16 protein-coding genes are annotated in these 24,340 nt (G+C 40.4%); 1 reads left to right on the top strand and 15 read right to left on the bottom strand.

Going from position 1 to position 24,340, the window contains the following annotated elements; genetic code table 11:
• From IGI41_RS06920 to IGI41_RS06850, 15 genes are all read right to left on the bottom strand, one after another.
• Window positions 1–414, bottom strand: a complete 414-nt coding sequence (locus tag IGI41_RS06920) for a cupin domain-containing protein (protein ID WP_430612548.1) — start codon at window positions 412–414, stop codon at window positions 1–3.
• Between the two features lie 23 nt (window positions 415–437).
• Window positions 438–950 carry a flavodoxin family protein gene (locus IGI41_RS06915; protein ID WP_430612546.1) on the bottom strand — a complete coding sequence of 171 codons (513 nt, stop codon included), beginning with the start codon at window positions 948–950 and terminating at the stop codon, window positions 438–440.
• Window positions 951–1,046: 96 nt separating this feature from the next.
• Entirely contained in the window at window positions 1,047–1,928 is an 882-nt protein-coding gene (locus tag IGI41_RS06910; RefSeq protein ID WP_430612544.1) for a LysR family transcriptional regulator, read from the bottom strand.
• Between the two features lie 139 nt (window positions 1,929–2,067).
• Complete coding sequence (gene abc-f / locus IGI41_RS06905; protein WP_430612542.1) at window positions 2,068–3,546, bottom strand: ribosomal protection-like ABC-F family protein; 1,479 nt, start codon at window positions 3,544–3,546, stop codon at window positions 2,068–2,070.
• Window positions 3,547–3,825: 279 nt separating this feature from the next.
• Window positions 3,826–4,563, bottom strand: a complete 738-nt coding sequence (locus IGI41_RS06900; RefSeq protein ID WP_430612540.1) for a CPBP family glutamic-type intramembrane protease — start codon at window positions 4,561–4,563, stop codon at window positions 3,826–3,828.
• A 385-nt stretch (window positions 4,564–4,948) separates the two neighbouring features.
• A complete protein-coding gene (locus IGI41_RS06895) occupies window positions 4,949–6,394 on the bottom strand; it encodes a glycoside hydrolase family 1 protein (protein ID WP_430612538.1) in 1,446 nt (481 codons plus the stop codon).
• A 76-nt stretch (window positions 6,395–6,470) separates the two neighbouring features.
• On the bottom strand, window positions 6,471–8,327 hold the full coding sequence (locus IGI41_RS06890; RefSeq protein WP_430612536.1) for a beta-glucoside-specific PTS transporter subunit IIABC: 1,857 nt from the start codon (window positions 8,325–8,327) through the stop codon (window positions 6,471–6,473).
• A 142-nt stretch (window positions 8,328–8,469) separates the two neighbouring features.
• Entirely contained in the window at window positions 8,470–9,306 is an 837-nt protein-coding gene (locus IGI41_RS06885; RefSeq protein WP_430612534.1) for a PRD domain-containing protein, read from the bottom strand.
• A gap of 306 nt (window positions 9,307–9,612) precedes the next feature.
• A complete protein-coding gene (locus tag IGI41_RS06880) occupies window positions 9,613–12,504 on the bottom strand; it encodes a leucine-rich repeat protein (protein WP_430612532.1) in 2,892 nt (963 codons plus the stop codon).
• A complete protein-coding gene (locus tag IGI41_RS06875) occupies window positions 12,504–13,487 on the bottom strand; it encodes a DUF916 and DUF3324 domain-containing protein (protein WP_430612760.1) in 984 nt (327 codons plus the stop codon). The genes IGI41_RS06880 and IGI41_RS06875 overlap by 1 nt, the downstream gene beginning before the upstream one ends.
• A 70-nt stretch (window positions 13,488–13,557) precedes the next feature.
• Entirely contained in the window at window positions 13,558–14,265 is a 708-nt protein-coding gene (locus IGI41_RS06870; protein ID WP_430612530.1) for a WxL domain-containing protein, read from the bottom strand.
• Window positions 14,266–14,918: 653 nt separating this feature from the next.
• Complete coding sequence (locus IGI41_RS06865; RefSeq protein ID WP_430612528.1) at window positions 14,919–16,382, bottom strand: helix-turn-helix domain-containing protein; 1,464 nt, start codon at window positions 16,380–16,382, stop codon at window positions 14,919–14,921.
• A 226-nt stretch (window positions 16,383–16,608) separates the two neighbouring features.
• Complete coding sequence (locus tag IGI41_RS06860; protein ID WP_430612526.1) at window positions 16,609–17,181, bottom strand: hypothetical protein; 573 nt, start codon at window positions 17,179–17,181, stop codon at window positions 16,609–16,611.
• A gap of 18 nt (window positions 17,182–17,199) precedes the next feature.
• Entirely contained in the window at window positions 17,200–17,709 is a 510-nt protein-coding gene (locus tag IGI41_RS06855; protein WP_430612524.1) for a hypothetical protein, read from the bottom strand.
• A 44-nt stretch (window positions 17,710–17,753) separates the two neighbouring features.
• Window positions 17,754–22,229: a hypothetical protein gene (locus tag IGI41_RS06850; protein WP_430612522.1), complete on the bottom strand. Its 4,476-nt coding sequence runs from the start codon at window positions 22,227–22,229 to the stop codon at window positions 17,754–17,756.
• Between the two features lie 561 nt (window positions 22,230–22,790).
• Between IGI41_RS06850 and IGI41_RS06845 the strand changes: the two genes are divergently transcribed.
• A complete protein-coding gene (locus tag IGI41_RS06845) occupies window positions 22,791–24,296 on the top strand; it encodes a helix-turn-helix domain-containing protein (RefSeq protein WP_430612520.1) in 1,506 nt (501 codons plus the stop codon).
• Window positions 24,297–24,340: the final 44 nt, after the last annotated feature.

Genomic DNA, 24,340 nt, shown 5'->3' with positions numbered 1-24,340 from the left:
TTATTTCACTATACTTTCATACCACTGATCGTCTACTGGCTCTAACCATTCTGGAGTTCCAGCAGTAATCGCAATATGTGAGAACCAACTATCTTTTGCTGCACCATGCCAATGTTTGACTCCGTCATGGGTGATGATCACATCGCCAACGGTTAAAAATTGTGCAGGTTTCCCCTCTTCTTGGTACCATCCTTCCCCGCCAGTCACAAGTAATAACTGGAAGCCATTATAATGGATATGCCAATTGTTGCGACATCCTGGTTCAAAGGTCACATTTCCCACGCCTACATTGATGTCAGGATCAGAAATAAGTCCTTGCAAATAGCTTTGACCAATAAAATACTGGGCATATGCGTCATTTTTTTCTCCAATTGGAAAAATGATCCCATTCTTTACTTCTTCGTGTTTTGCCATTTTTTATTCCTCCATATATTCTTTTATTTGTCCATAAGCAGCCAATTTTCGATCGCAATATCAGATCGATCGACCCGAGAGCCACGCACGGGTAAGCCACAATGAATCGTTGCATTTGGGCATTGTTCTTTTAGTTCGTTTAAACTGCTGCCGAAAGCACTGCCCTCATGGGTACAAAAAGGATAGATCGCTAACCCGTCAGTTTCGAAATCCTCCAAGAATGTCGCAATAATTCTTGGATAACTCCCCCACCAATTGGGGTAACCTAGAAAAAGAGTATCTATTTTTAACCGATCTATCGCAACAGGGTGGTAAGCAATCCGTTTATTTTCTTGCTTCTCATATGCGGCCCGATCAACGGTATTCTTATACTCTTCAGGATATCGATCCATTTCCTCTAATTGAATTCGTTGGCAATTCAATCTTTCAGCAATTTTTTGGGCCAATAATTCAGTGTTGCCTATTGAGATCTTTACAGGCTTTCCATTTATCAGGTTTTCTCCACTACGTGAAAAAAACACCACTACAGCACTCAACGGGATCCCCCTTTCCAAACAAAAATGAGTCATACGATTGATATACTCATCGTACAACTCATTGTTTCTAACGTCTAATGCCTATTTCATATGGCTCTATGCTTCAAAAGCATGTTTAAAACGTGCAATAAATGCTTGGATCACAGGTGTCTGAATCCGTTCTTTCCACACGAGTACACAGTGGGTCTTCACCTCTGGTTCCATAGGAATAAACACGGAATCTGCCAAGTGACGTTTGGCCACAGCTCCTTCTATGGTTAGTGCAGATCCTACCTTGTTTTCAACTAACGGAAACACATTAAAGATCAAATTAAAATGACCCACGATATTTAACGCCGCTAAATCGGTGCCGCTCCATGTGGTCAGTAAATTCTTGACCTCCACTCGATTAGAGCATAAAATCGGTAATCCTTTGATATCTTCAGGGGTCAAACTTTTTTTGCTGGCGATAAACAATTCATTTGAAACCAAAAAGCCCCATTTTTCTTCCCTTGGTAAAGTTAAAGTTTTGACATTTTTCAATGACACTGGCTCTAACAAAACAGCTAAATCGATCAATCCCTTTTCCAAACGATCACTGATATCATCACTCGTACCAGTGACAATGGTAAAGCGAACATTTGGATAGTCGCTGACCATCTCTTCCAGCATCATTGCAACTGTATCAGAATTATCCGCCTCAACACATCCAATGACAATGGTTCCTTCTAACTGTTTCTTTTTTTTATTGAGAAACGCTTGTTCCAGCTGATCATCTAAATGAAGAATTTCCTCTGCGCGTTCTTTTAAGAATATGCCCTCCGGTAAAAGGTAAAGATGATTTTTCTCTCGGTGAAATAATGGGACCCCTAATTGTTCTTCCAATTCTCGAATCTGTCGACTCAGGGTAGGCTGGGTAATATTCAACAGTTTCGCCGCCCTAGAAATATTTCCTTCTTCAGCCACTGTCCAAAAATACCTTAATAATCTGATTTCCATCACAACTTCAATCCTCATCTATTTCATCACTTGCTTTGCTATGCAAATGAAGAATCCTTTTTGTTTATTATACCATGTCGACAGGCTTCAACACGCTGTAACAAGCAATCTAAATGACCTCCCTTATCGAGCCGAACTTTTACATGTATGTCTCGACTTTTTTTAACCTGCAATCTGCTATTTGATAAATCTGATTTGCTGTGTTTTTGACAAAATATGGATCATGTGAGGTAAAAAGTATGGTTCCTCTATATTGTTGCATGAGTTCTTCTAGTGCTTGTATGGTCTCTAAATCAATAAAATTGGTTGGTTCATCCAAAATCAGCACATTGGATGGTACAGTGAACAGCATAGCAATTTGGATCTTAGTGGTCTCTCCACCACTTAAATGACAGACAGATTTAGACAATTCACTTTGTTCAAAGCCCAAATTATTGAGGATACTTCTGATCAATGGCTCTGAATACACCGTATGCTGCATCAAGTACTCTATCACTGATGTATCACTATCCATTTTATAGGCCATTTGTCGGTAGATAGAAAAGACGACTTTTGATGACAAAATGATGCCATCAGAATCATTGACAATTGCCTCCAACAAAGAAGTTTTGCCGACGCCATTTCTTCCAATGAGCGCAATTTTCTTCCCAAGTTCAAATGAAAAATCACAATTATCTAGTAGTCGTTTTTCTCCTTTTTTTAAAGTGAAGTTTTCAGCTCTAATAGGAAATTTATTATGCATCTCAATCATTTTTGTTTCGGGAAAAACAATTTTTTTCTTTTTATGTGCGGCGGTCTTTTCTTCTAATTGATCGAGCCGAGATTGGATCGATTTTGCTTGTTTTTGTATGCCTTTTTGACTAGTATCTTTTTGTTTTGAAGAAGAAAGTCTATCTGGACGTATATTTTTTTGCATTTTTTTTGCCGATACTTTTTGCATTTTTTCCGCCTGCATTTGCTTTTGTTTCACGGCTTTTTCTAATCGGCTTCGTTCTTTCATATAATTTTCGGCTTCTTTAGCAGCTGTCATATTCTTCAGTTCTTTTTGTTTTATATATTCATCATAATTGCCGCTATATTCCGTCACAGAACCATCGGATACTTCCCAAATTTTGGTTGCCAAAGCATTTAAGAATTGCCTATCGTGACTGACAAAAACGATTGTTCCATAATAAAAATTCAATTCGGTTATCAATTTTTCTATGCTATCTCGATCTAAGTGTGTGGTTGGTTCATCAAGCAACAAGCCCAATTGATAATTTGAAATGACCTGAGTCAATCGATATTTGGCTGCTTCGCCACCACTTAATGATGGGACTGCATGATCAGGAACCCCAAATCTACTCAAGAGCGCCCAGTCGAAAGATGCATTGTTGTTTGCTTCAGCTAAATCACTGATTTGTGCATAATAACTAAATGTAATTTCTCGCTGTACTTTCCCTTCATCAGGTATCAAATCTCCGTGGATAATTTTTAACAAGGTGCTTTTTCCTTGTCCGTTCCCGCCTATTATCCCAATTCGTTCATTTTGATAGATGGTTGATTCTGGTATCGAAAGTACTTCTTTGTCACCAAATGTTTGGCGTACATCTTTTAGTTTGATGGCTAATGGATTCATTTTACTTCTCCTTCTTGCCTAGAACTACAGGTCAAGAAAGTGTAAAAAAAGCATAGCCAAAGACTATGCTTGTCATTTCATTTATTTTTTGAAAAGTATACACTTCCCCATAAAATCACAATAATCTAGACTTTTAAATTTGTATTCAATTACTGATTTAAAAGTTGGTTACGCAATTTCATAGAAGCAGTCATTCCTTTTCCTCCTCAAGTGTTTATTTTATCATAACATGTGAAACCTACGATGACAAGTCTGGCGTCGATTGACTTATTGTGAACATTAACCAAACATTGCGACTGCAAAAATAATGGTGTCATAGATAAAATGGACCAGAAAACTGAGCATAATATTTTTTGTACGAATATAAATCGCCGTATCAAAGACACGAGACATACCTATTAACAGAAACATCTGTACCAAATTCCAATCATATGCTTGATAGTGCAGCAGACCAAATAGAAGGATCGAACCCACCCAGCCAATGATAATTGACGTATTTCGCGTCATATGACCATAGTGACGTGCTAACGCAGCCAATGCCAAAAAAGAAATAATCGCCAACAATTCTTCATTGAATAATAAAATGATATTAGAACCTTCATTGATTGCAAAAAGCAACAATCGTTGCATATGGTTCAACGAAGACCCAGACATGACATTCGTATTGGCTGTCGTTGTTAAGATATTTGTCATAACGGCGGAATAAATCGTCCCCAATACAAACATGACCAGTGTAAACCCGATATCTCGAAAAGAAATTGGCGCAAATAGATGCCGAAAACGCTGTTGTCCAACGACAGTGAACAATCCGATAAAAAGAGATAGTGGCAACACAAGCTGGACAACGGAAATAACAATGGCCAGCCCTTCACTCCCCGCATGCATATCACCGAGAATAACGGACAGCCATTCCGCCAATGCCACACCAAACACCAGCCCCCATAACCGTCCCCCGCTGATTATAGGCATACTATCTAACAACGGAAATGGATACTGGTTCTGTTTATGCTCTAACACAAATCGCTCTGATTTCATTTGTTTCACTCAACCCTTCATCATTTAATCAAAGATAAGACTTATTCATGGATCTCCCAGCAAAGAAAACATCTTGTTTCTGCGTTTCTGACAATTGTCATGTTATGTTGATTTTCGATTTTTAATGATTCACCAAATTAAGCAAGCGACATATTTTTTGTTATATTATACTTGATATCCCCCGCTGTTCAAAAGAATGTGCCTAAATCGCCTATATTTAAGTAATAACAAGCGCATTCGGGAATAAAAAAGCCGAAGATAAAAATCTTCGACTTTTGCTCTAATTTTCAAAAGAGGGTAACCTCAAGAAGATACATAGCTGCCTACATGCAAAAAGCAGTACAAACGAATAGGTATAGCGACTGGCTTACACTTCTTCCAACAAGCTTTGCGCATTGGTTCTGCATATCTCGCCATACCAGTTGAAGGATTTCTTCTTGGTCCGTTTTAAGGTGCCATTGCCGTGATCATCCATATCAACATAAATAAAGCCATACCGTTTCTTCATTTCTCCAGTACCTGCTGAAATAAGATCGATTGGTCCCCACATCGTATAACCCATGAGATCTACTCCTGCATCCACAGCAAGTGCCATATTTTCAATATGTTTCTTTAAATAGTCGATTCGATAATCATCGTTGATTTCACCATCAGCATTCATTTGATCTTCTGCGCCTAAGCCATTCTCCACGACCATCAATGGAATTTCATATCGGTCATATAAGTCGATGAGGGTATATCTTAAGCCCACTGGATCAATCTGCCAACCCCAATCTGAGGACGCCAAATATGGATTTTTGGCACCACCCATCAAATTACCATAGGATAACTCTACCCCTTCTTGCTTTGTTGCACAAAGCGTCATATAGTAAGAAAATGTATACATATCAACCGTTCCTTCTGCCAACGCCTCTGCATCTCCTGCTTCAAATGTTATTTCGATGCCATTTTTTTTGAAATAGCTCTTTATATAAGAAGGATATTTCCCTTTCACTTGCACATCTCCGCAGAACTTATTCAGTAATAAATCATATTCTTTTGCCAATAATACATCCTCTGGTTTGCACGTATATGGATACACTGTCAAATGTGCCAACATACAGCCCACCATAAAATCAGGCCGAATTGACTTTGCTAATTTCACAGCTTTGGCACTTGCTACAAAACAATGATGCAAGGCTTGGAAACGGACCTGTGGATCATCTGGTAATTGGCTCAAAGGATATTTCCCATTCGGGTTCATGCCTAAAATATTTAGTGTTCCTTTCGAAATCGTGGCAAAGTTGATTTCATTAAAAGTCAACCAATATTTCACTTTATCTTTATAGCGATTCATGACTACTTCTACGAATCGCAAATAGAAATCTATCGTTTCACGACTGGCAAAACCATTGTATTTTTCTACCAATCCCATTGGCATCTCAAAATGACTCAATGTGATCAGTGGTTCGATGCCATGAAGCAGCAGTTCATCGATCAGCGCATCATAAAATTTCAATCCTTCTTCATTGGGTTTCTCTTCGTATCCTAAAGGAAAAATACGGCTCCATGAGATCGATGTCCGAAATACGTTGAAATTCATTTCCGCCATCAAAGCAATATCCTCTTTAAAATGTCCATAGAAATCAATTGCTTGATGTGATGGATAATACACGTCTTTTTCTAATTTTGGGGTAAAGAATCGTTCTTTGTCTACACCGACAACCGTTTTCATATCCGCGATCGATAAACCTTTACCACCAATATTGTATGCACCTTCTGCTTGGTTTGCGGCAATTGCTCCGCCCCATAAAAACCCATTTTTAAATGTCATTGTATGATCTCCTTATTCGTCATTTTCAAGTAACTATAATTTGAATGAAACGATCTCTCCTGTTTGTTATGGCTGATTAGGCTAACACCTTTGTGAAATTCATTAGTTCATCACTCGCGTCAACTTCGCGTCTTTGATTATCAATGGTCATTTCTTGATATGCGTTTGCATTCATGACGATCATCATTACTTCCGTATCAAACCCTTCTTTTTCAATACGCGAAAAATCAGCTGATAATACTTTTTCTCCTGCAGACACTTGTTGATCTGCAACCACAAAAGATGTAAAGTATTTTCCCTTTAATTGGACTGTATCGATCCCCACATGCAAGAGAATCTCGACGCCGTCTTTGCTTTGGATCGTTACAGCATGCTTGGTTGGAAATACACTGATGATTTTTCCGTCAACAGGAGACACGATGTCATTACTTGATGGTTTTACCGCGATCCCCGGTCCCATAATACCAGATGAAAAAGTAGGATCATCAACTTCTGATAAGGGAACTATCTCACCTTTTACGGGTGCTGTCAGATGGATCATTTCACCGGTATTCAAGATTTGATCTTCATTATTTTTATTGACATTGAAAAAAGTTTTAGCCAAAAAGACTGTAATAAAGAACGATGAAAGAACTGTCACCAATAATCCAATGAAGAAACCAGCCATTTTGTCATTGATGAACACTGGCAAAGAAATCACACTTGGCATAACTGCAGCCATCGCTTTTGCACCTAGTACTGACCCCACGGCAGAACCAAAACCACCACCCAAACATGCACCGATCAATGCAGCTTTTTTGTTAACAATGATCGAATACAGCGCAGGTTCGGTAATCCCTAAAAAGGCTGAGACCGTTGAAGAAAGAGCGATTTGTTTTTCCTTGCGATTTCGAATCGTAACATAAATACCAAATGTTGCAACTGCTTGTGCCATGGTAGACATCATGAGCATCGCAGAATAAGTTGAGTACCCAAACGTTGCGATTTGTTGGAATGCAATTGGCCGCAACGCATGATGCATGCCGCCTAACACCAACAATGGACGAGAAGCGCCAATAACAAATCCTGCCAAAATTGGTGAAAAGTCCATTAAGACTTCTATTCCCTTTGCCACATAGTCACCAATGAAAAAACCTGCTGGTGCAAAAATGGCTAAAGTAATTGGTGCAACAACCATTAGAGCAATAATCGGTGTTAAAATGACCGTCAGCATTTCTGGCACTTTTTCCTCAGCCCAATTGTATACTTTTGACATTAACCACGTCCCAAAAATAATGGGTAAAATCGATCCAGAATAATTCACGACTTGGATCGGAATAAAGCCGAATAAACTTAATGAAGTAAGCTTTCCTTCCGCTGCCAAGTTCATAAAACTTGGATACATCAATATCCCCGCAAGTGTCAGTGCCATATAGGCGTTGGTTTTATAGAATTTCGCGGCACCTACAGCAAGTAAAAATGGGAAAAAATAAAACATTGCATCACTGATCATTGTCAACACGATAGCGGTATCACTTTCTGAAGAGAGCCAGCCCAGCATCGTAAACATGAACAAAAAACCTTTGATCATCCCACCACCTATGATCGGTGACAAGGATGGAACAATAATTGCGGATAACGCATTTATCATTCGGTTGATCAACTTTTCTTTTGGTTTTGTATGTTTTTCTGCTGAATCTTCTACTTCAGACAAACGAGGCAGTTTTGCAAGAATTGCTTGATACACTTTTCCTACGTTTGATCCAATAACGACTTGGTATTGTCCACCTTTTGATTGGACACCCATGACGCCATCAAGATTTTTTAGTGCATTCGTATCCGCTTTTGCTTCATCGTTCAAATTGAAGCGTAGTCGTGTCACACAATGAGTCAGAGAATGAATGTTCGATTCTTTCCCAACCATTTCAATAATTTGTTCTGCTAAGTCTTTCATATCTTTCCCTCCAAAATAATGAACTATAGTGATAGTATTTTGAAGGTTTGGCCAACTGAATGTCACCATCCTGCCGTTCCACGGGCCTGCTTTTTCATTCCTCAGTAAAAAAGCAATTATTTTTTAAACGGTCTTTTGACCTTTATTCCTTAATGATTTTAGCAAGATGCATGATTAAATACAATGTTTCGTCAGATGAAATACGAAACGCATAGTTCTCATCAATATAACGACTCATCAACGTAGCTATTTCAAAACTTTTTGGATAGTTTTCCTTCGCCAAATGCAAGAAAAGGTTCTCAGAAGTCGAAGCTTCGTCGATATTTCCTTGCGCGACACGAAGAGCCAAAAAACGCAAATGCGTGATAAATCGATAATACTGAATCGAATCTTTGTCTAATTGATCTTGTGTTTTGTTCCGAAGAATTTTTTCTAAAGCTTGAATAAGTTCTGTGATCTCTAATGCATATGCGCCTTGCGCACCTTGTTCTGCATTTACGATATGTAAAGCAATGAAGCCAGCCTCATCTTCTGGATAATGAAAGCCATAATTCTTTTGAATATATTGCAAGACATACTGTCCTACAGAAAATTCCTTTGGATAATACCGTTTTATATCCCAAATCATATAATTTTTAGGTGTTACATAATCTGCGCCATTTTGTAAAACATTCGCGAGGTGATCCGCTAAAGTGACGAACACGCTTTCATTCAAATCAGCATGAAGCGTTTCTTGCGCTTTTCCTACCGCTTCAGTTGTCAGATTGACCACATCTTCTGGAAGTTGAGACAATAAATCAACAAATTTGTCTTGTACTTCTTTGTCTTCAATAACGAAGCGCTTATCGATCACGCTCTTTTTTAGAAATTGACCGGCTTTTTTACCAAATCCTAAGCCATTGCCCATAACGATTACTTCTTGATCGTTTTCATCTGTTGTAAGAACGACATTATTGTTAAACACTTGTTTGATGATCAATGTGGTTGTACCTCCTAATGAATAACAATATAATATCAAATATTTTCTTAAAGTCAACTGATTCTTATCTATCATGCGGAGACCATTTTATTATATGCTTTACCTTCTTGACGCCAATAGAATAAACAGCTGCGATAATTGGCATAGCAAAACGCGGATAAATATGGACATATGTTGGATGAATTATCACATAAAAAAGGGACCTGTCACAGTCCCTTTTCATGGTAAGACTTCAAATTCTATGGAAGACCGAACGATCCGTTACCAATCATGACACCTGTAAATTTTTGGCGATAAACGAGCTGGTCAGGGACCAGTTTGCAGGTTCCACATCATGGTCGTTTCAGACTCACCGATCCCAGCTCTCGCAGGAACCAGTGCCGTAAGTCCGGTATTGTTGTGGCCTGATATGGCAATCGATAACACGCCAGCTTCATACTCGTCGGCCGTTGTCCAAGCAATATTTTGCAAGGAATCATTCAAGACCATCGTATCTGCCGTTTGAACACCAAAACGCGTTTGATTTCGTTCATGAACATATGGGGAAAGTTCTATGCTCGTGCCGCTTAGGAAGTCATTTGTTTGACGAACAGAAAGGCGCCATCCGTTGCGCTCAGCCGCTGCCCGCGTATCCTGCACACTTATCAGGTGAGGCATCGTTGCACCAGTACTATCAATATTAGGTAATGCCTGCAGCTGCTGCTCATCTGGCGAAAAAGTTGTCCGGCGAAATTCAATCGCTGAGACATAGCGAATACTCAATGCGCCACTATTAGGGTTCAAAGGGGCATCAGGTTTAATGGCCGGATTGTCTGGATCGACATCAGGAATACGACTTGTGTCAACTGCTAAACGGATGGTTGGCAAGTCCTGAGCGTAAAAAGAGTGGTTGATACTTGCAAAATAATTCCCTGCATCAGAAAGCATTGCGGATTCAATTTCTAAATTCGTCCCTTGTGCACGCAACGCTTGATTATGGAACCACTCAACAGCAATGTGATTCCAAACACCACCTGTCGCTAATTGGTAGGGTACACCTTCAGTAGAAAATTGGATACTGTCGCCAAGGTTTACCGAATGATTGAGTAAAGTCCCCTCAGAATACACCATCCCCTCTTCACTGAGAAGCAAAGGAAATGTCGACCCTAATTGACTCATTGCTGTAGAAGAAAGAATCTCTGTCATAGCTTCCAAATCATCGTTCTTTGGAACCATAATACGGCTTAGGCGATTACATCCACCAAATAAAAAGGTGCCAACTTCGATATCAGTTGATAGAAAAGTCACTTCTTCTAGCAGCGTATTGAAAGAAAGAATAGAACCACCAATTTGTTCTACACTAGCTGGAATTGTCAAGCTGGTTAGGTTGTTTCGCGAAAAAGCACTTTCACCAATTGTCACTAAGCCTTCTGGTAATTGAAGCTCTGTTAGGCGATTCATCGTAAAAGCATTAACCCCTATTTCCTCTAATGTGTCTGGTAAACGAACTGAATTCAAGTACAATCCAGCAGCTACGTTACCCAAAAAAGCATTTGGCGCAATCGCATTTACAGTTGAAGGCATCGTCCATCCTTGTTCATAATTAATCACTTGGTCAGGAATAAACACGTCGCGCACCTCTTCCCGATAATTCCGATTCACGCCGTTAACAGTGGCTGTCGTTGTGCCATCAGCATGTTCATGGAAAGTATACGTTAAAAACCGCTCCACAGTTAATTCGATCTTATCTAAATAATAGTAGCCATTTTCTTGGAGTTCAATTCTGGCTTGATACACCCCGCTATCGAGCAGTGAGAGGTGATCAAAATCCAAACGATACCCGGTAGTATCTAGTATCTGATTGTCTTTGACCCACATAACAGGTGCGGGTACCCAGTCTGCATTGCCATCTATGAAGCGATAAAAGACATTGGAAACACGCAAACTCAACTGTTCACCTTCAAATTGCATCATGTTGGTCGATATATCCTCAGCATAACTAGCAGAATCTAACCGCATCATCGTCGTTATATCAGTTATTCCTGCCATGACAGAAGCTGTCAAATATTGGCGCAGATGCTGACATTCAGCTTCGTTGCTGACAAAAATCATCGATAGATTACTATTGTCAAAAAGGCGCTCCCCCAAGAAGTCAAAAGATCCCCCCTCAGGGAAATTTATTTGAGATAGAGTTTCATTGTCAGCAAACGCCCGTTCCCCAATGTGACGAATCGACGTAGGCAAACTGACAACCATTGCAGCATTAGCAAACGCCCGTTTGCCAATCGATACCAAACGTGTTGCATTGGTCAAATTCACCACTCTAAGAGGATTGTCTTGAAACGCTTCATCGCCGATCTGGCTTACACCATTTAAATTGATCGTTGTCAACGCATTATCGGCAAATGCCCGCTCCTCAATCCGTACAGGTCCGGTGGCGATTTGTAAATTGCCCAAACGACCTCCATCAAACGCTCGCTCCCCAATTGATTCTAGGTTGTTTGCATTCGTTAAATTGAGTGCTGTGAGGGGATTGTTTTGGAATGCCTCATTGCCAATCCGTCTCACCCCGTTTAAATGGACGTTTGACAAAGAATTATTCGCAAAAGCGCGTTCTTTGATCTCAATCGAGCCCTCTGCTATCTGCAGTTCTTCCAATCCTAGACCTTCAAAGGCCCGTTCTCGGATGGACACTACTTCCACATGAGCAACTCCAGGAATAACCGCAATTACGCTTGGTATTGTCAAGGTACGCGTTATTTCTCTGTCAAATCCGATTGCTTCAACTTGCGTCACATCTTGGTCCCTGCCAATGACCACATACTGTATATTGCCGCTTGTAACAGGCATCCCAATCGGAAAGTCAATACGAGGTTGTGCCCGAGTTTCTTCTTCCGAGTGGGTATTAGTGCCAGATGTGTCCTTCTCTTCTTTCTCATCTGTCGCCTCACCTTGATTGCCAGGGCTATCGTTAAATGGCTCTTCTGGTACTTCTAAGTATGCTAATTCTCCAGATCCTTCTTCGATGCCAGTAGTTTCTTCATTTTCTGAAACAGAACGTTCAGGTTTTGATTCACTGATTTCACTGGTTTCAATAGTTTCAGCATGCCCGTAATTTGGAAAGCTAAAATAAGGAAGCAATAGACTGAGGATACACAGCAAAGCTGGAATTCGACGCTTACTTGCGCCGAATAGTTTGTCAACATTCATTTTCGGCATCACTTCTTTCTTCTGGTTAAAATTAATGCAAGCGATAGAACGAAACAACAGATGACCGCAACAATTGCTATCCACATATAATTCGCTGGTGGATCCGCTAAATCAACTGCTGAATCGTTAAACTGCCGAGCTTGCTCTTGCGACACCTCAAAACTGCCTTCAAAGTGCCACTCATCTTCTTCATTCGCAGTAACCGCCAATTCCACTCGGTAAGTTCCCGCTTGAAGATGTTGGTCATCTGTTCCAATACCAAATGGTAGGATCGAATGGGGTGCCATGCGCATTTCACTCTTTTCAGTATAAAAAAGTGGTTGTGCGGCGCCATCTTTGAAGACGCTCGCTTGCACATGAATATCATTAAGGATCATTGGTACTGGATTTTGCAAATCAGCAACAATTACTGTTCGCCGGTTTCGTTGATCCAGATAAACACCCTTTAATGCCATGTCAGCAACAGTAACCTGGTCGTTTTGGCTAATCACGACAGCAATCGTGTAGCTAAACACATTGGCTGCATCTTCTGTTTCTTCCATAGCGGCTTCTTCAACTGTGATTCCACCTAGGATGATTCCATCAAAAGATTGTGACGGCATTTCGATTGCTACAGAAACAATTTCAGTGGCATTCGCAGCAATCGTGATTTCTTGGCTGTCTTTTTCAACAACATCATTAAAAGAAAGAACGAGTGTTTCGTCGTACTCCTGATGGTCAGGCGTGTAATCTATCACACCATTCATATTGGTAAACGCGGCGTTTGCATAGATAACAAATGTACGCTCTTGGTCCAACCCGTTCATGAGTTCAAGTTCCAAAACCTCGCTTTGACCAGACGCCAAGCGGATATCGTAATACCCCAAAGATGTATCCGTTTGAGAAACTGGATGAATCGGGGTCACGTTAAACGTTGGTGATGTTGCTTGTGCTGCGTTCGGCATTCCCGCTACGAAACACAAGGCGAGCAAAGTGAGACACTTTAGAATCATTTTCAACAACTTTTTTCTCCTTTCATGTTTCGCAGCTACTCATACGTTTGGTTAAGATACAAAAGACGAATTAAGGTTGTGCCGTTAGATTCCATTTCAACGAGGTTTCATAGGTGCTCACCCCAACGCCGGCTGGGATACTTACTGTTACCTCACCCATGCTGATAGCAAAATCTCCAGCTTTCGTTGAATCAGTTTGGGCAGCCCATGCGAAATTCTGCGGCTGCAGATTCAAGGTCAACGCAGAAGATGGTGTATGCACACCAAAATTAGTGGTTGTCGCAGCATGTACATAGGGATTCATTGTGATCACTGCGCCACCCATAAAGTCTGCTGTTTGTTGCACTGTTAGGACCCAATCCGTACGATTCTCATTGTTGCGCAAATCTTCGATCCAAACCTGATTTTCAGCTGCAGTATATTGACCCGTTGCTTCATCTAAGATTTGGGTATTGGCATCTCGATATGCTTGTCTTACATATGGCAATGATGAATGTGGTGTTTGTCCAAAATTAAGTTGAGAGACATAACGAATAGAAAAATAGTCTTCTCCACGATCTGGGTTGACTAAGTCTGGATCAACCTCTGGACTTGGCTCACCTGGGTTGACCGGCGGGATTTCGTTCCCTGCATCTGAGGCAATAATAGACCCAAAGACTTCACTTTCTGCTTCATTTGCGCCATTGTATGTTGTTGCTGATACTAAAACTGGCGTCATAAGTGTAGCTGCTACTGTAAACAAAGATACTGCGACTTTTTCTGAAAACTGGATAGACATAAATTTGATTCTCTCCTTAATTTTGATTCATTATTTTTTGTGTTGCTTCACTGTCGTAAAGAGCCTTAGATTAAGTCCCTTTCCGACGATTTTTAAAATAGCTGTACAGAACATATACAAGTATGATACAGCCAACTATCATTAGAAAATTGGTGGTTTCATTTGTCTGAGGTAAGCGACTGACTATTTCAGATGAATCCTCTTTTGGTAAAATCTCAATAAAAACGCGTGAGATATATTCACGTCCATTAGCGGAAGCAGTAAGTATAGTCGTCGGTATTAGATGAAAAAAAGCATGCATAGCACAAATCATGATCAACGTAGTTCCTTTACTTACCAAATTTTTTTCTCCTTATTGATTTGAATAGTCAACCTCCTTTTGCCTAACCTGCATTACACTTCACAAATGGGTTTTTAACCACCCCTTTCAGTTTTTTCCTAAATCAATAATACACTGTTCCTTAAAAATAACCACTTCGTTATTTGCGTACATCTACGCAAAACGTGCATAGCAGCCATTCCTATAGCGGAATTCTGCCGATCGTAACCCAAGATGAATCAACTTCTCACTATATCGTTTTTACAAAAAATAGGTCTAATTTTTAAGGTTATAGCTGGCTGATTGGCTTTGGCAGCTGTTAATGTTTATTAAATCACAATATTTTTTCTTCAAATTTTTCCTTATGGAAGTTATTGCTGAGAATTGTTGCAGCTAAGCGAATGATTTCTTGCATTGAAGCATATTTGGATAGATAGACGTAGTGTGGAAACTGATCCGTTGGGTAATGAAAAGGAATGATATTCGTTACGATAACATCACATGAAATTTCAGTGTATTGTGCATAGGTCAATTCCTCTTCATAATAAATCTTTACGCGCTCTTTAAAGAAATTTTCAAAGACAATGTGCGCAGACTCATCAATAGCAGAATCACTTGAGAGTATAACCACTACCTTCAATGGACTATGAATGACACGGTTGACAAAAAGATATAGCAACAATGAGGCGCAAATATCTTCCTTGTATGCATTATCGAAGTGGATAGGAATCGTTTCAGAAACTAAATACTGATGTACTTTTTTATGAAGGCTTGGATGAATGGATTTGGCAAAGGAATTGGTGCCGATCGTATTTTTCAAAAACACTTTATTGATACAAACTTTTGCGTATTGTCTTGCGAGGAAATCTTGTATCCAGTGATCAAGCTGCCGTGTATCTAGCTCAGGAAGCTCCTGTGAGATGACTATTTTAAGCGCTTCTCCAAAATCTTCCGCAGTCTCAGAATTTCCTGTCAATGTGATCCCGGTCTGTCGCCGATTATCCCAATGGGCATAAAGCATAAAATACATAAAGTAGACTTCGGAATAGAGCGTTTCCGTGCTAATCTGAGTAAAACAGGAGGACATTCTTAGTGTATCGAATAGCTTGTAAATCACTGGCTGCTCTTTAATGGTTGCTATACCTTTTTTGTTAAGCGGCAAACATATCGTATCGATACGATGCAAGACAAGATTCACGATGCATTGGACTTTTTTTATTGAAATAAACTCGACTTCTTCTAAAATAATATCAACCAATTTAGGTTGGCATGCATTGACGAATGCATTGATTTCTAAAAAAGAGGTTTCATTGAAAAAATCAAAATAGAACTTGCGAATCGATAATTCATCTCCTTGGATACAAACGGGTGATTTGCTGATGGCTAAGTCATATTCCGCTAATATCGCTTGGGTACTATTGATCATTCTAGAAACAGTCGATCCTGAAAAGCTAAGCCGCTCTGCCCATTCATTCAAAAAAAGTTTACTCCCATAAAAAATGGCCTGTAAAATTGTCATTAACGGATCATGCTCAAGATATTTGCGTTTGGTATGATAGAATGCTGTATAATCATTGATGACAAGTCTCATCCCTTTATTTGTCCCATATAAATCAATGACAGGACCAAAAAAATGTCGAATATCATTGATATCTGAGTTTATCGTCCGTTTACTTGTTCCAACAAGGTCCGCTAACTCTTGTGTCTCGATATTCTGCATGCGCTCTAAGATGGTCAATAAGGAAAAACAACGTTTGTTCGGCCCATCAAGCATCAGTGAAGTGACAAGATTTTTCATTGTATATGCTCCTTTCTCTGGTTGACCAGTTTTGTTTAGAAGTGTCCATTTTACTGGCTCTATATGTAGAATAGCAAAAATACCCAAAGCAAACGCTTCAGAATCTGCGTGCTGCGATGCAGATTCTGAAGCGTTGTTATTCATCATTCGGCTCTTGCGATGCACAAAAATCTGTTTCAGTGATTGCGGCGAGCGTAAAAAGCTGAAAACTTTGTATCCAGCTGACTTAATTCTCTTCCTCAATATCTGGTGCAAAACCTAAAACCAAATCAAAACTAGGATTTGATTCTTCATCAGAATTAAGTGCTGTCGCATTACCTGTAAATGCGAAGGTTCCGGTGTTATTCATGGTTGTCGTCCCAGAGAGCGTAAACAATTCAGTCTCCGTTAATGTAGGACGCCCCTCGGAGAATAACTCAATATCATTGATGAACAATAGATCAACTTCTTCCATATTTAGTGGATTCTCAATATTTGAAGCATACGCAATCACCCCGACAGCAGAATTATTGGTTATGGTATAGGTAGGTGAAACGATTTGCCTATGTTGAGAAGCTTCTGTCGTATAGAACAAGACTGTTGTCGGAATGGTTACGTTAATCCAACGATTGATATCATCTGGATTAGGTCCAGGTGTGGTATTGTCAAACTCGCCAATAATGCCGTTTACTTGGATATCTCCGGTTGTATCCCCTTCACGACCATCAATCGTCTGAGATCCTGCAAAAGCTAAATTTCCGCTCCCTAAAGCACCAAGCATTGTGAATGTGATGAAAATTCCTGTTATTGTTTTTTTCATGTTGATTTCCTCGCTTTTCTAATTTTTGACTAATATCGTTAATTCTGCTTCTGTGACACCTTGTTTTTCCTTTGTATCTGGATCATAAATATTGATTGTTGCTTTTGCTTTATGCTCTCCTTGTGCCAACGGTATGGCTAATTTTGCCTGTTCTATATATTGATTCGGAAAAATTGCGCCCGAAGAATAAATAATCTCTTCACTCTCCAATAACGAGATATCTACGGCTATTGGATATACATTGATTCCCGGATTCACAATCTCAATTGATCCTTTGCTTGTTCCATCCTCAAAGACTACATCCGGATTGATCTGTAAGGTAAAATAGTTTGCATCTGCAATTTCCTGGGATTGCACAGCTAACTGTCGATCGCTGGCATCTCCTGCTGCTGGTAACAAATCAGCACTCACCATTTGGCTTGATTCTCTTTGGTTGAACCAAAAATGAATCCCTCCTGCAAGCAACAACAACAGCAAAAGCAGCAACCATTTTCGTTTCTGTACATATTCCACCTTATTTTTTTGCATCTAGCTCACCTCCTTACCTACTTTTTTCGCTGAAATGTTGTGTATCAACCAGGAACAAACCGGAATATCACTCGGTAGCGCGGGAGCAAAGAATCCTCATAATAGCCCCCTTGTTCTTCTTGCGGATCTTCCACCCACCGCGGATAATCTCCATAAAAAGAACCCGTTATCGAAAACTGAATTTCTTCACCTTCAGCCAATTTTGCCAATTTTTGCTCAGTCATCTTTTCATACAATCGTCTTTGTGTTCCTCCACTCTTCATGCTTAGCGCTAAAAGCGGTTGTGAAATATCTGCCAGCGTTTTAGCCATTTCTTCCTTCTCGCTGCTATTTTCAAGATAGTCCAGTGGATTTTCATCTGCTGCTAATAAGACAATACCAGCAGTGTCCTCAACAACAAGCTGGTTGATATATGTTGTAAGAGGTACCTGAGAGTGGTTTTGAATCTCATACATTTCACTTTCAAAGTGACGATTCGATTCCTCTGCATTATATAAGGACTCAAAAATCATTTTCGTTGGTATCGTTACGCGCATATGATTGAGATTAGAAGTGATATCAATCCCGATCGTCATTTGATATGCCTTGTTTCCCACCTCTAATACCGCATAATAAGTTCCATCGATTGATACATCTAGCGCTACATTGGTTTCAACGACGCGAAAATCCGGGGTTTTATCTGCCTCAGTCAAGATATTCACTGCTTCAGCGCGACTTTCCCTGATAATCAGCTGGTGCAATTCGTCTATATGATCCAGCTGATTGATGCTTGAACGGGCGAGTGTTATGTTCTGAGCGCGATACCCGACACCTTTGATCACTGTTTTTCGGGTTGTGACGGGAATATATGTGGTCACAGAGGGCTTGTCTAAGAAAACTTCAACTTCGCTTTCAGGTTGCAGCCGCTCATTTTCTCTCAATGGAATACGAAAGTAGCGGTAAATGTTGCTTCCAGAACGATAATCTCCCCACTCAATACGCTCAGAATATTGATTCAGTTCAATCACTTGTCCTAGCGTATTTGTGTAAGTAATATTCTTAGTTGTTGGGTTTTCATACATGTAGCCAGTAATTTCTGTTGATTGATCGCTAAGCGGATCTAACTGAGCAGCCAGCCCCTCTGGCTCAGAAAATACGAGACGACGAAAATTGTTTTGGCTGATCGTTTGCGTGATATCCATACCATTCTTTGATTCTATGGTCCCTTGGATCGTACCGACACTCATAAATCGAGAACGTCCTTCTGCATTGATTGCACCATAGCTTGGTCGATTCCCATCGTTTCCATTTATTCTAAATGTGCCGGCAATACTCGTGAACTCTTCTGTAGGTGCAGTGCCAGTTCCTTGCCAAAGAGAAAGTTTTTGATTTTCAATATTGATCCGTAAGCCATTTGCTGTAGCATTTGTCGCAGAACGAATCAAACGCTGCAGATTGCCATTGCCGTTCCCTGTTCGTATTGTCGGATGGACCAATTCAAAACGCTTGACTCCATTGATATTCAACGAAGCGTTTGCTTCTTGAAAAAAAATCAGTTCCGAACGATTGATGACTGTTTCAACCTCAAATTCGGCTCCTTCCAAAAGGGTTATTTCATTTACCACTTGAATCATCGGACGACTTGTTGCTGAGGTACCTGTTCCACGATCGGTCAAGCGAAAATGGGCATTTTCTCCAATTATCATCCTTCTGAAACGGCGATTATTTTCAGTGAAACCAAACTGACTAGTCCCCTGAAAGGTTGCCCCTTCTTCCAGAATAAAGGTCGATGTCGGCGTAGGATTGAAAATTCCTCCTCGTTGATTGATATCAAAGGTTGCATGCTTCCCTATTTGGAAAACAGCATTTGCGCTTCCTAAAAAAATGAATCGAGAATCTGTTGTCGAACGTTCCCGCCTGACTGTGAACACAGACTCTTCGCCTAGCGCGAATAATTGTGTCACTCGGATTCCTGGACGGTTGATTGTCGTTGACCCTGAAGTCCTCTCAGAAATAGTCACAGTTGCAGCTTTGCCGGTAGTGAATGCGCGTACCGTATCCGTAGTATCTAATGAAGTAAACCCATAAGCAGACTGGATCGTCGTCTGTGTTGCATCTCCGAGATGAATATCAGTCGTCGCCGTTCCCAAGAATACTGGGCCAAATGCGTCAACAGTCAGCTTACTCCCTGGATACATCGTAAATCTTGAATTTGCTTGCGTAAGGCGAATATTCGGCGCTGGTTGTGTGCTTGGTCGATCAATGATCAATTCAGCATTTTCACGAAGAATGATGCTCTCTCTAAAACGAAGCAAATTTTGGTCGACAGTTGCAGAATGTTCTTGCAAAGAAACGATTGATTGCTCCCCGATTTCAAACGAACGCCCCCCCATTCCGTTACCGGTTATCCCCCTTGCCGAAGTAATATTGATGCGATTATTTCTCCCCAGGATCGTCATTGAACTATCGTGTCCATTCATAAGTGCGCCTCGTTGATTTAGGTTTATTTCAACGTTATCCCCTGTAATGAAACGAGAATTGTTTCCACTCAACTGGACAAATAATTCTCCCCCAGTTGAAGTTCTCGTACAATTGATCACGACATTATGACCAAGCTCAAATCGGTCTCTTACTTCAAAGCGACGGATATTGGTTTGATTATTATGTTCAAAAATATTGATCACAGCATCTGCCTCAACAATAAACGTCTTAATAATCTCTGTACTAGCAAATCCTCGACCCACAGTTGTTGTAAGAATCGCACCTTTGCCAATGCTGACATCTGCCAAAGAAGCCGTGATGAATGACCCCCGATGATGGGATGTAATCTCTGTTTTGGCGCCAACAGAAATTTGCCCGTTTGCATTTGTTAAGCGCATAATTGCCGCATTTGCCTCTGCTGCTGTTGTGGTTGTTCTAGGAACGTCAATCGTCGTTTTTTCGCCGATGGAAATATCAGAGACAGCCAAGAAAGTCGCGTACACTCCTGCACTGAGACCAGCAGGTTCTGTAATGGTCATGCGAACCTCATCTCCGATATGAATAGCCCTTACTGCCGTGGCTCCAGTAAATCCTCCGCCATGTCTATTGTCAATCGTTGCAAAATTGCCAACCTTGACTTGCGTGGTCGCGACGGCTGTGATCATTGGTCCAAACTGCAACACGTTTATTTGTGTATGGGTACCAAAGGAAACCTCAGAGTTGCTATTGCGAACGTGAATGAAGGCTCCTGTCGTATTGCTGGTGCGATTTCCCGCAATCAATGTCGGATTTTGGCGATTGCTATCCTCTGAAATAAAACGATGCCCGACATTTATTGCTGGAAAGGCGCTGACGGTACCTGCTTCAGCATATTTTAACTGGCTCCCACTAGCTAAAACTACTTCTCCAATAGTACTGGCTGTATTTCCAGAAAGCCCTTGGCCCGTCCGTAGATCAAGCACCGCGTTTGAATCAAGCAATAATCGGCTATCTTGATTCGCATTTGGTACGGAGAGGAGTGGCCCTGTTTGCTGAATAAGGATCTGACTCTCTGAGGCAAAATGAATGAAAGCAGCTGTGCCAGTTAGGTGAAAAACGGCGCCAGTATTTGCATTGTTCGTCCGACTGTGATGGAGTTCGGCGTTTTCGGTCAAAACAATTTGATTGGCTTCGAAGAATGGCGTGGAATTTGACGAACTATGCGTACTTGTAAATGTACCAGAAATGGTCACAGTGTCTGCCAAAAATAGTGTGGGTATCCCACTTGAGGCAGTTGTCACGCTGTTTATTCCTGAGAAATGAATGCGTGCTGTGCTATTGTTCACCAAACGTCCAGTCGTCGTTGTAGCATGAAACTGCATATCAGTGAAGGTAATCGTTGATGCGCCCACTGTCTGGATCAATCCTTGAGCAGCACTCATCCCTTGCAAGCGGATTGATTGCCAATGGATATTTGCCTCTCCTGAAAATTGGATCAAGTTTGCAGCATTGCTTTGCGTGAACAGAATCGAATCTGCAGTACCCACAAAACTTACATGCCTCCTTTCTACGCCTGAAATAGGTCGTGTCAATGTCACATTTTGACTGAATGTCAGCTTGAGGGGGATTTCATTTGCCACTGAACCATAATCAAACTCGATATCATGACGATCTCTGTAAATCTCACCTAATAAGACTGCTCGTAAGTGTTGCTCCCCTTCGATTGCTATTTCGAACATCTCGCCAATGTCCAAAGGTGAATGATCTTCAGCAGCATCATTGCCTTCAGACGCAATAGCAATCTCCGGCTCTTCTGCGGTTAATTCAGAGGGTTCGTTTTCCTTTTTTTCGTCTAATAAATATGGATCGCTATCTTCTTCTGGAACCTGTGATTCAGGAAGAGAAGGCATATCATCCACTCCTTGTTCATCCAAAAGATAATGGGGATCCTTTATGGGATTTAGCGGTGAATCGATCACGCTTTCACTTTCGAGATACACTATCTGATCAACAGCACGCGCCGATTCAACTGGTCCTATCGACAGTAATAGGAAGACAGATAATATCTTGATTGTTCTCATGAGCTCCTCCTTTCCTCAAATTTGAGCCTTACACTGACAAGACTACATCTATTGCCTCCTCGATTGCAGGGCAAACTTTTATTTTCTTCACACCCTTACTATACTTAGATTTACACTTGAACAACATTTCATTTTTTCACAACATTGTGAAGTTCAGCTAATCAACCCTATTGACAACCCTTGGTAAACAACCATTGCCGCATATAGTACCCTACTTTTTCATTTGTGAAATAATGATCATTTCATCTCAGAACAATCCCCAGAAATGCAAAAATCATTCAGCGAGTAGCCCGCTGTGGAATCAAACGTCGAACCTCCATCGCCTACACAACTAATTGAGATTTACATGACAAGAAATCGATCGCTATCACCATTGCTGTCTCGCGTTTTACATTCATTTCACGTGGAATAAATGGTATAATATCCCTAGGAATACGCCATTATTATCGATAATACGGTTTGTTTTGTTTTATTTTGACTTATTCTTCATGCATCATCTTGTGAAAAACAAAACAATCAGCAAAGAAATCGCCTATAAATAATGATTTGGAGGTGTGCCCAATGAAACATTTTCAATTAAAATTTCTCACTGACAAATTGCATGTTCGCTGGTTACAAATACTCAATGAATTTGAAAAGCTGCCGCATCGAACAACGGCTCATTTAGCTGATATTACGCTAAGCACCCGCAGAACAATAATCAAAGATTTAACTGATTTACGTAGCTATTTTGATCAGTCCATCCAGCTTCTTTCCTCGAAAACTGGTTATTTCTTCTCAATCATTGATCATTCGACTTACTTGGATAAAAAAAGACAACTGATTGAAGATGAACCGCTTTTTTTGATTTTTGAGCATATATTTTATGATGAACTTTATTCGATCGGTGAGTGGTCTGATAAGCTCCATCTTTCTGAATCAACGATCGTTAAGTATCTAAAAAGTACAACAGCCTCCCTTAGACCTTATAATCTCAGGATTCAATTGGACCCTGTGACATTAGTTGGTACGGAAATAGACAAGCGACAATTTTTTTGCGCGTTTTATTATGAATCCGAAATCACTCCCCATACGATTTTTCCTTCCCTCAATACACAAGATGCAGTCATGGCTCTGACAACTCTTTTTAAAACAGAAAGTGCGCAAGCTTCCTCATTTGGCTATTTCAATTACTTGCTTTATATCACGATTGAACGCAATCTTTTAGGGTTTGACATCGTGTTACCTCAAGCGCTCAAGCATCTGATCAAAGATCAGAAGCAAACATTTGATCTCGCAGCGTTGAATGGAATTATTCAAACATATTTTGACCATTCTTTAACGGAGGATGAAGCAATCTATTTATTTATCAGTATTACCTGTCGGAGAAAGATCAGAGATAGTTTGATGGAGGAAGAATTTTGTCGAACATATAATATGTGGCCAGAAATCAAGGAGATCACACAGCGCGTCTACCAACACATCCAAAGCGATTCGCCGGATCGTCATAAAGATTTGATTTTGATCGAATCTTTTTTCACCGTGACCAAAATCCGTTCATTGTTGGCTGGTTCTGCAATTAGCAATATTGATGATATCAATCTCTACGTAGAAGATAAATTTCCTAGAGAGTTTGATCTCATCAACAAGTTCCTCGTGAATGACCCCTTGGTCAAAAACATTTTTCCATCCCGCTACTTAGAGTGTATTAGTTGCAACCTAACGCTTCACTTAGAAGCAATCAAAGAGATGCATTGGGGAATGCCACGCACGATTGCCTTTGTCTTTGAAGGAAACGAATACCTTTGCCAATACATCGAAACCTGGTCAAATAAATATTTTGGCCGTTTCCATAAGGTCCATTATCCTGATTCCAATCAATTTGGATTGGATTATATTGCCGAAAATGGTATCAACCTACTTGTCACCAACTACCCTGAGTATATGAATGATTTTCTTTCAACGATTGATTGTTTGCTCTTAAAAGCCATTCCTGATGCAACCGATTGGAATAACTTGCTCAATCATATCAATCCCAAAATCACTCGGCATACTGTTTTATCAAACTTCGGTTCCTCGGTGGAGTAAATTGGCTTCTATCTTGATAGGTAGAGCGCAAAGAAGCGGTAATT

It is taken from the genome of Enterococcus sp. DIV0876, assembly GCF_050529585.1.
Taxonomy (GTDB): Bacteria; Bacillota; Bacilli; order Lactobacillales; family Enterococcaceae; genus Enterococcus_D.
This window is presented reverse-complemented; position numbering and strand designations above follow the sequence as displayed.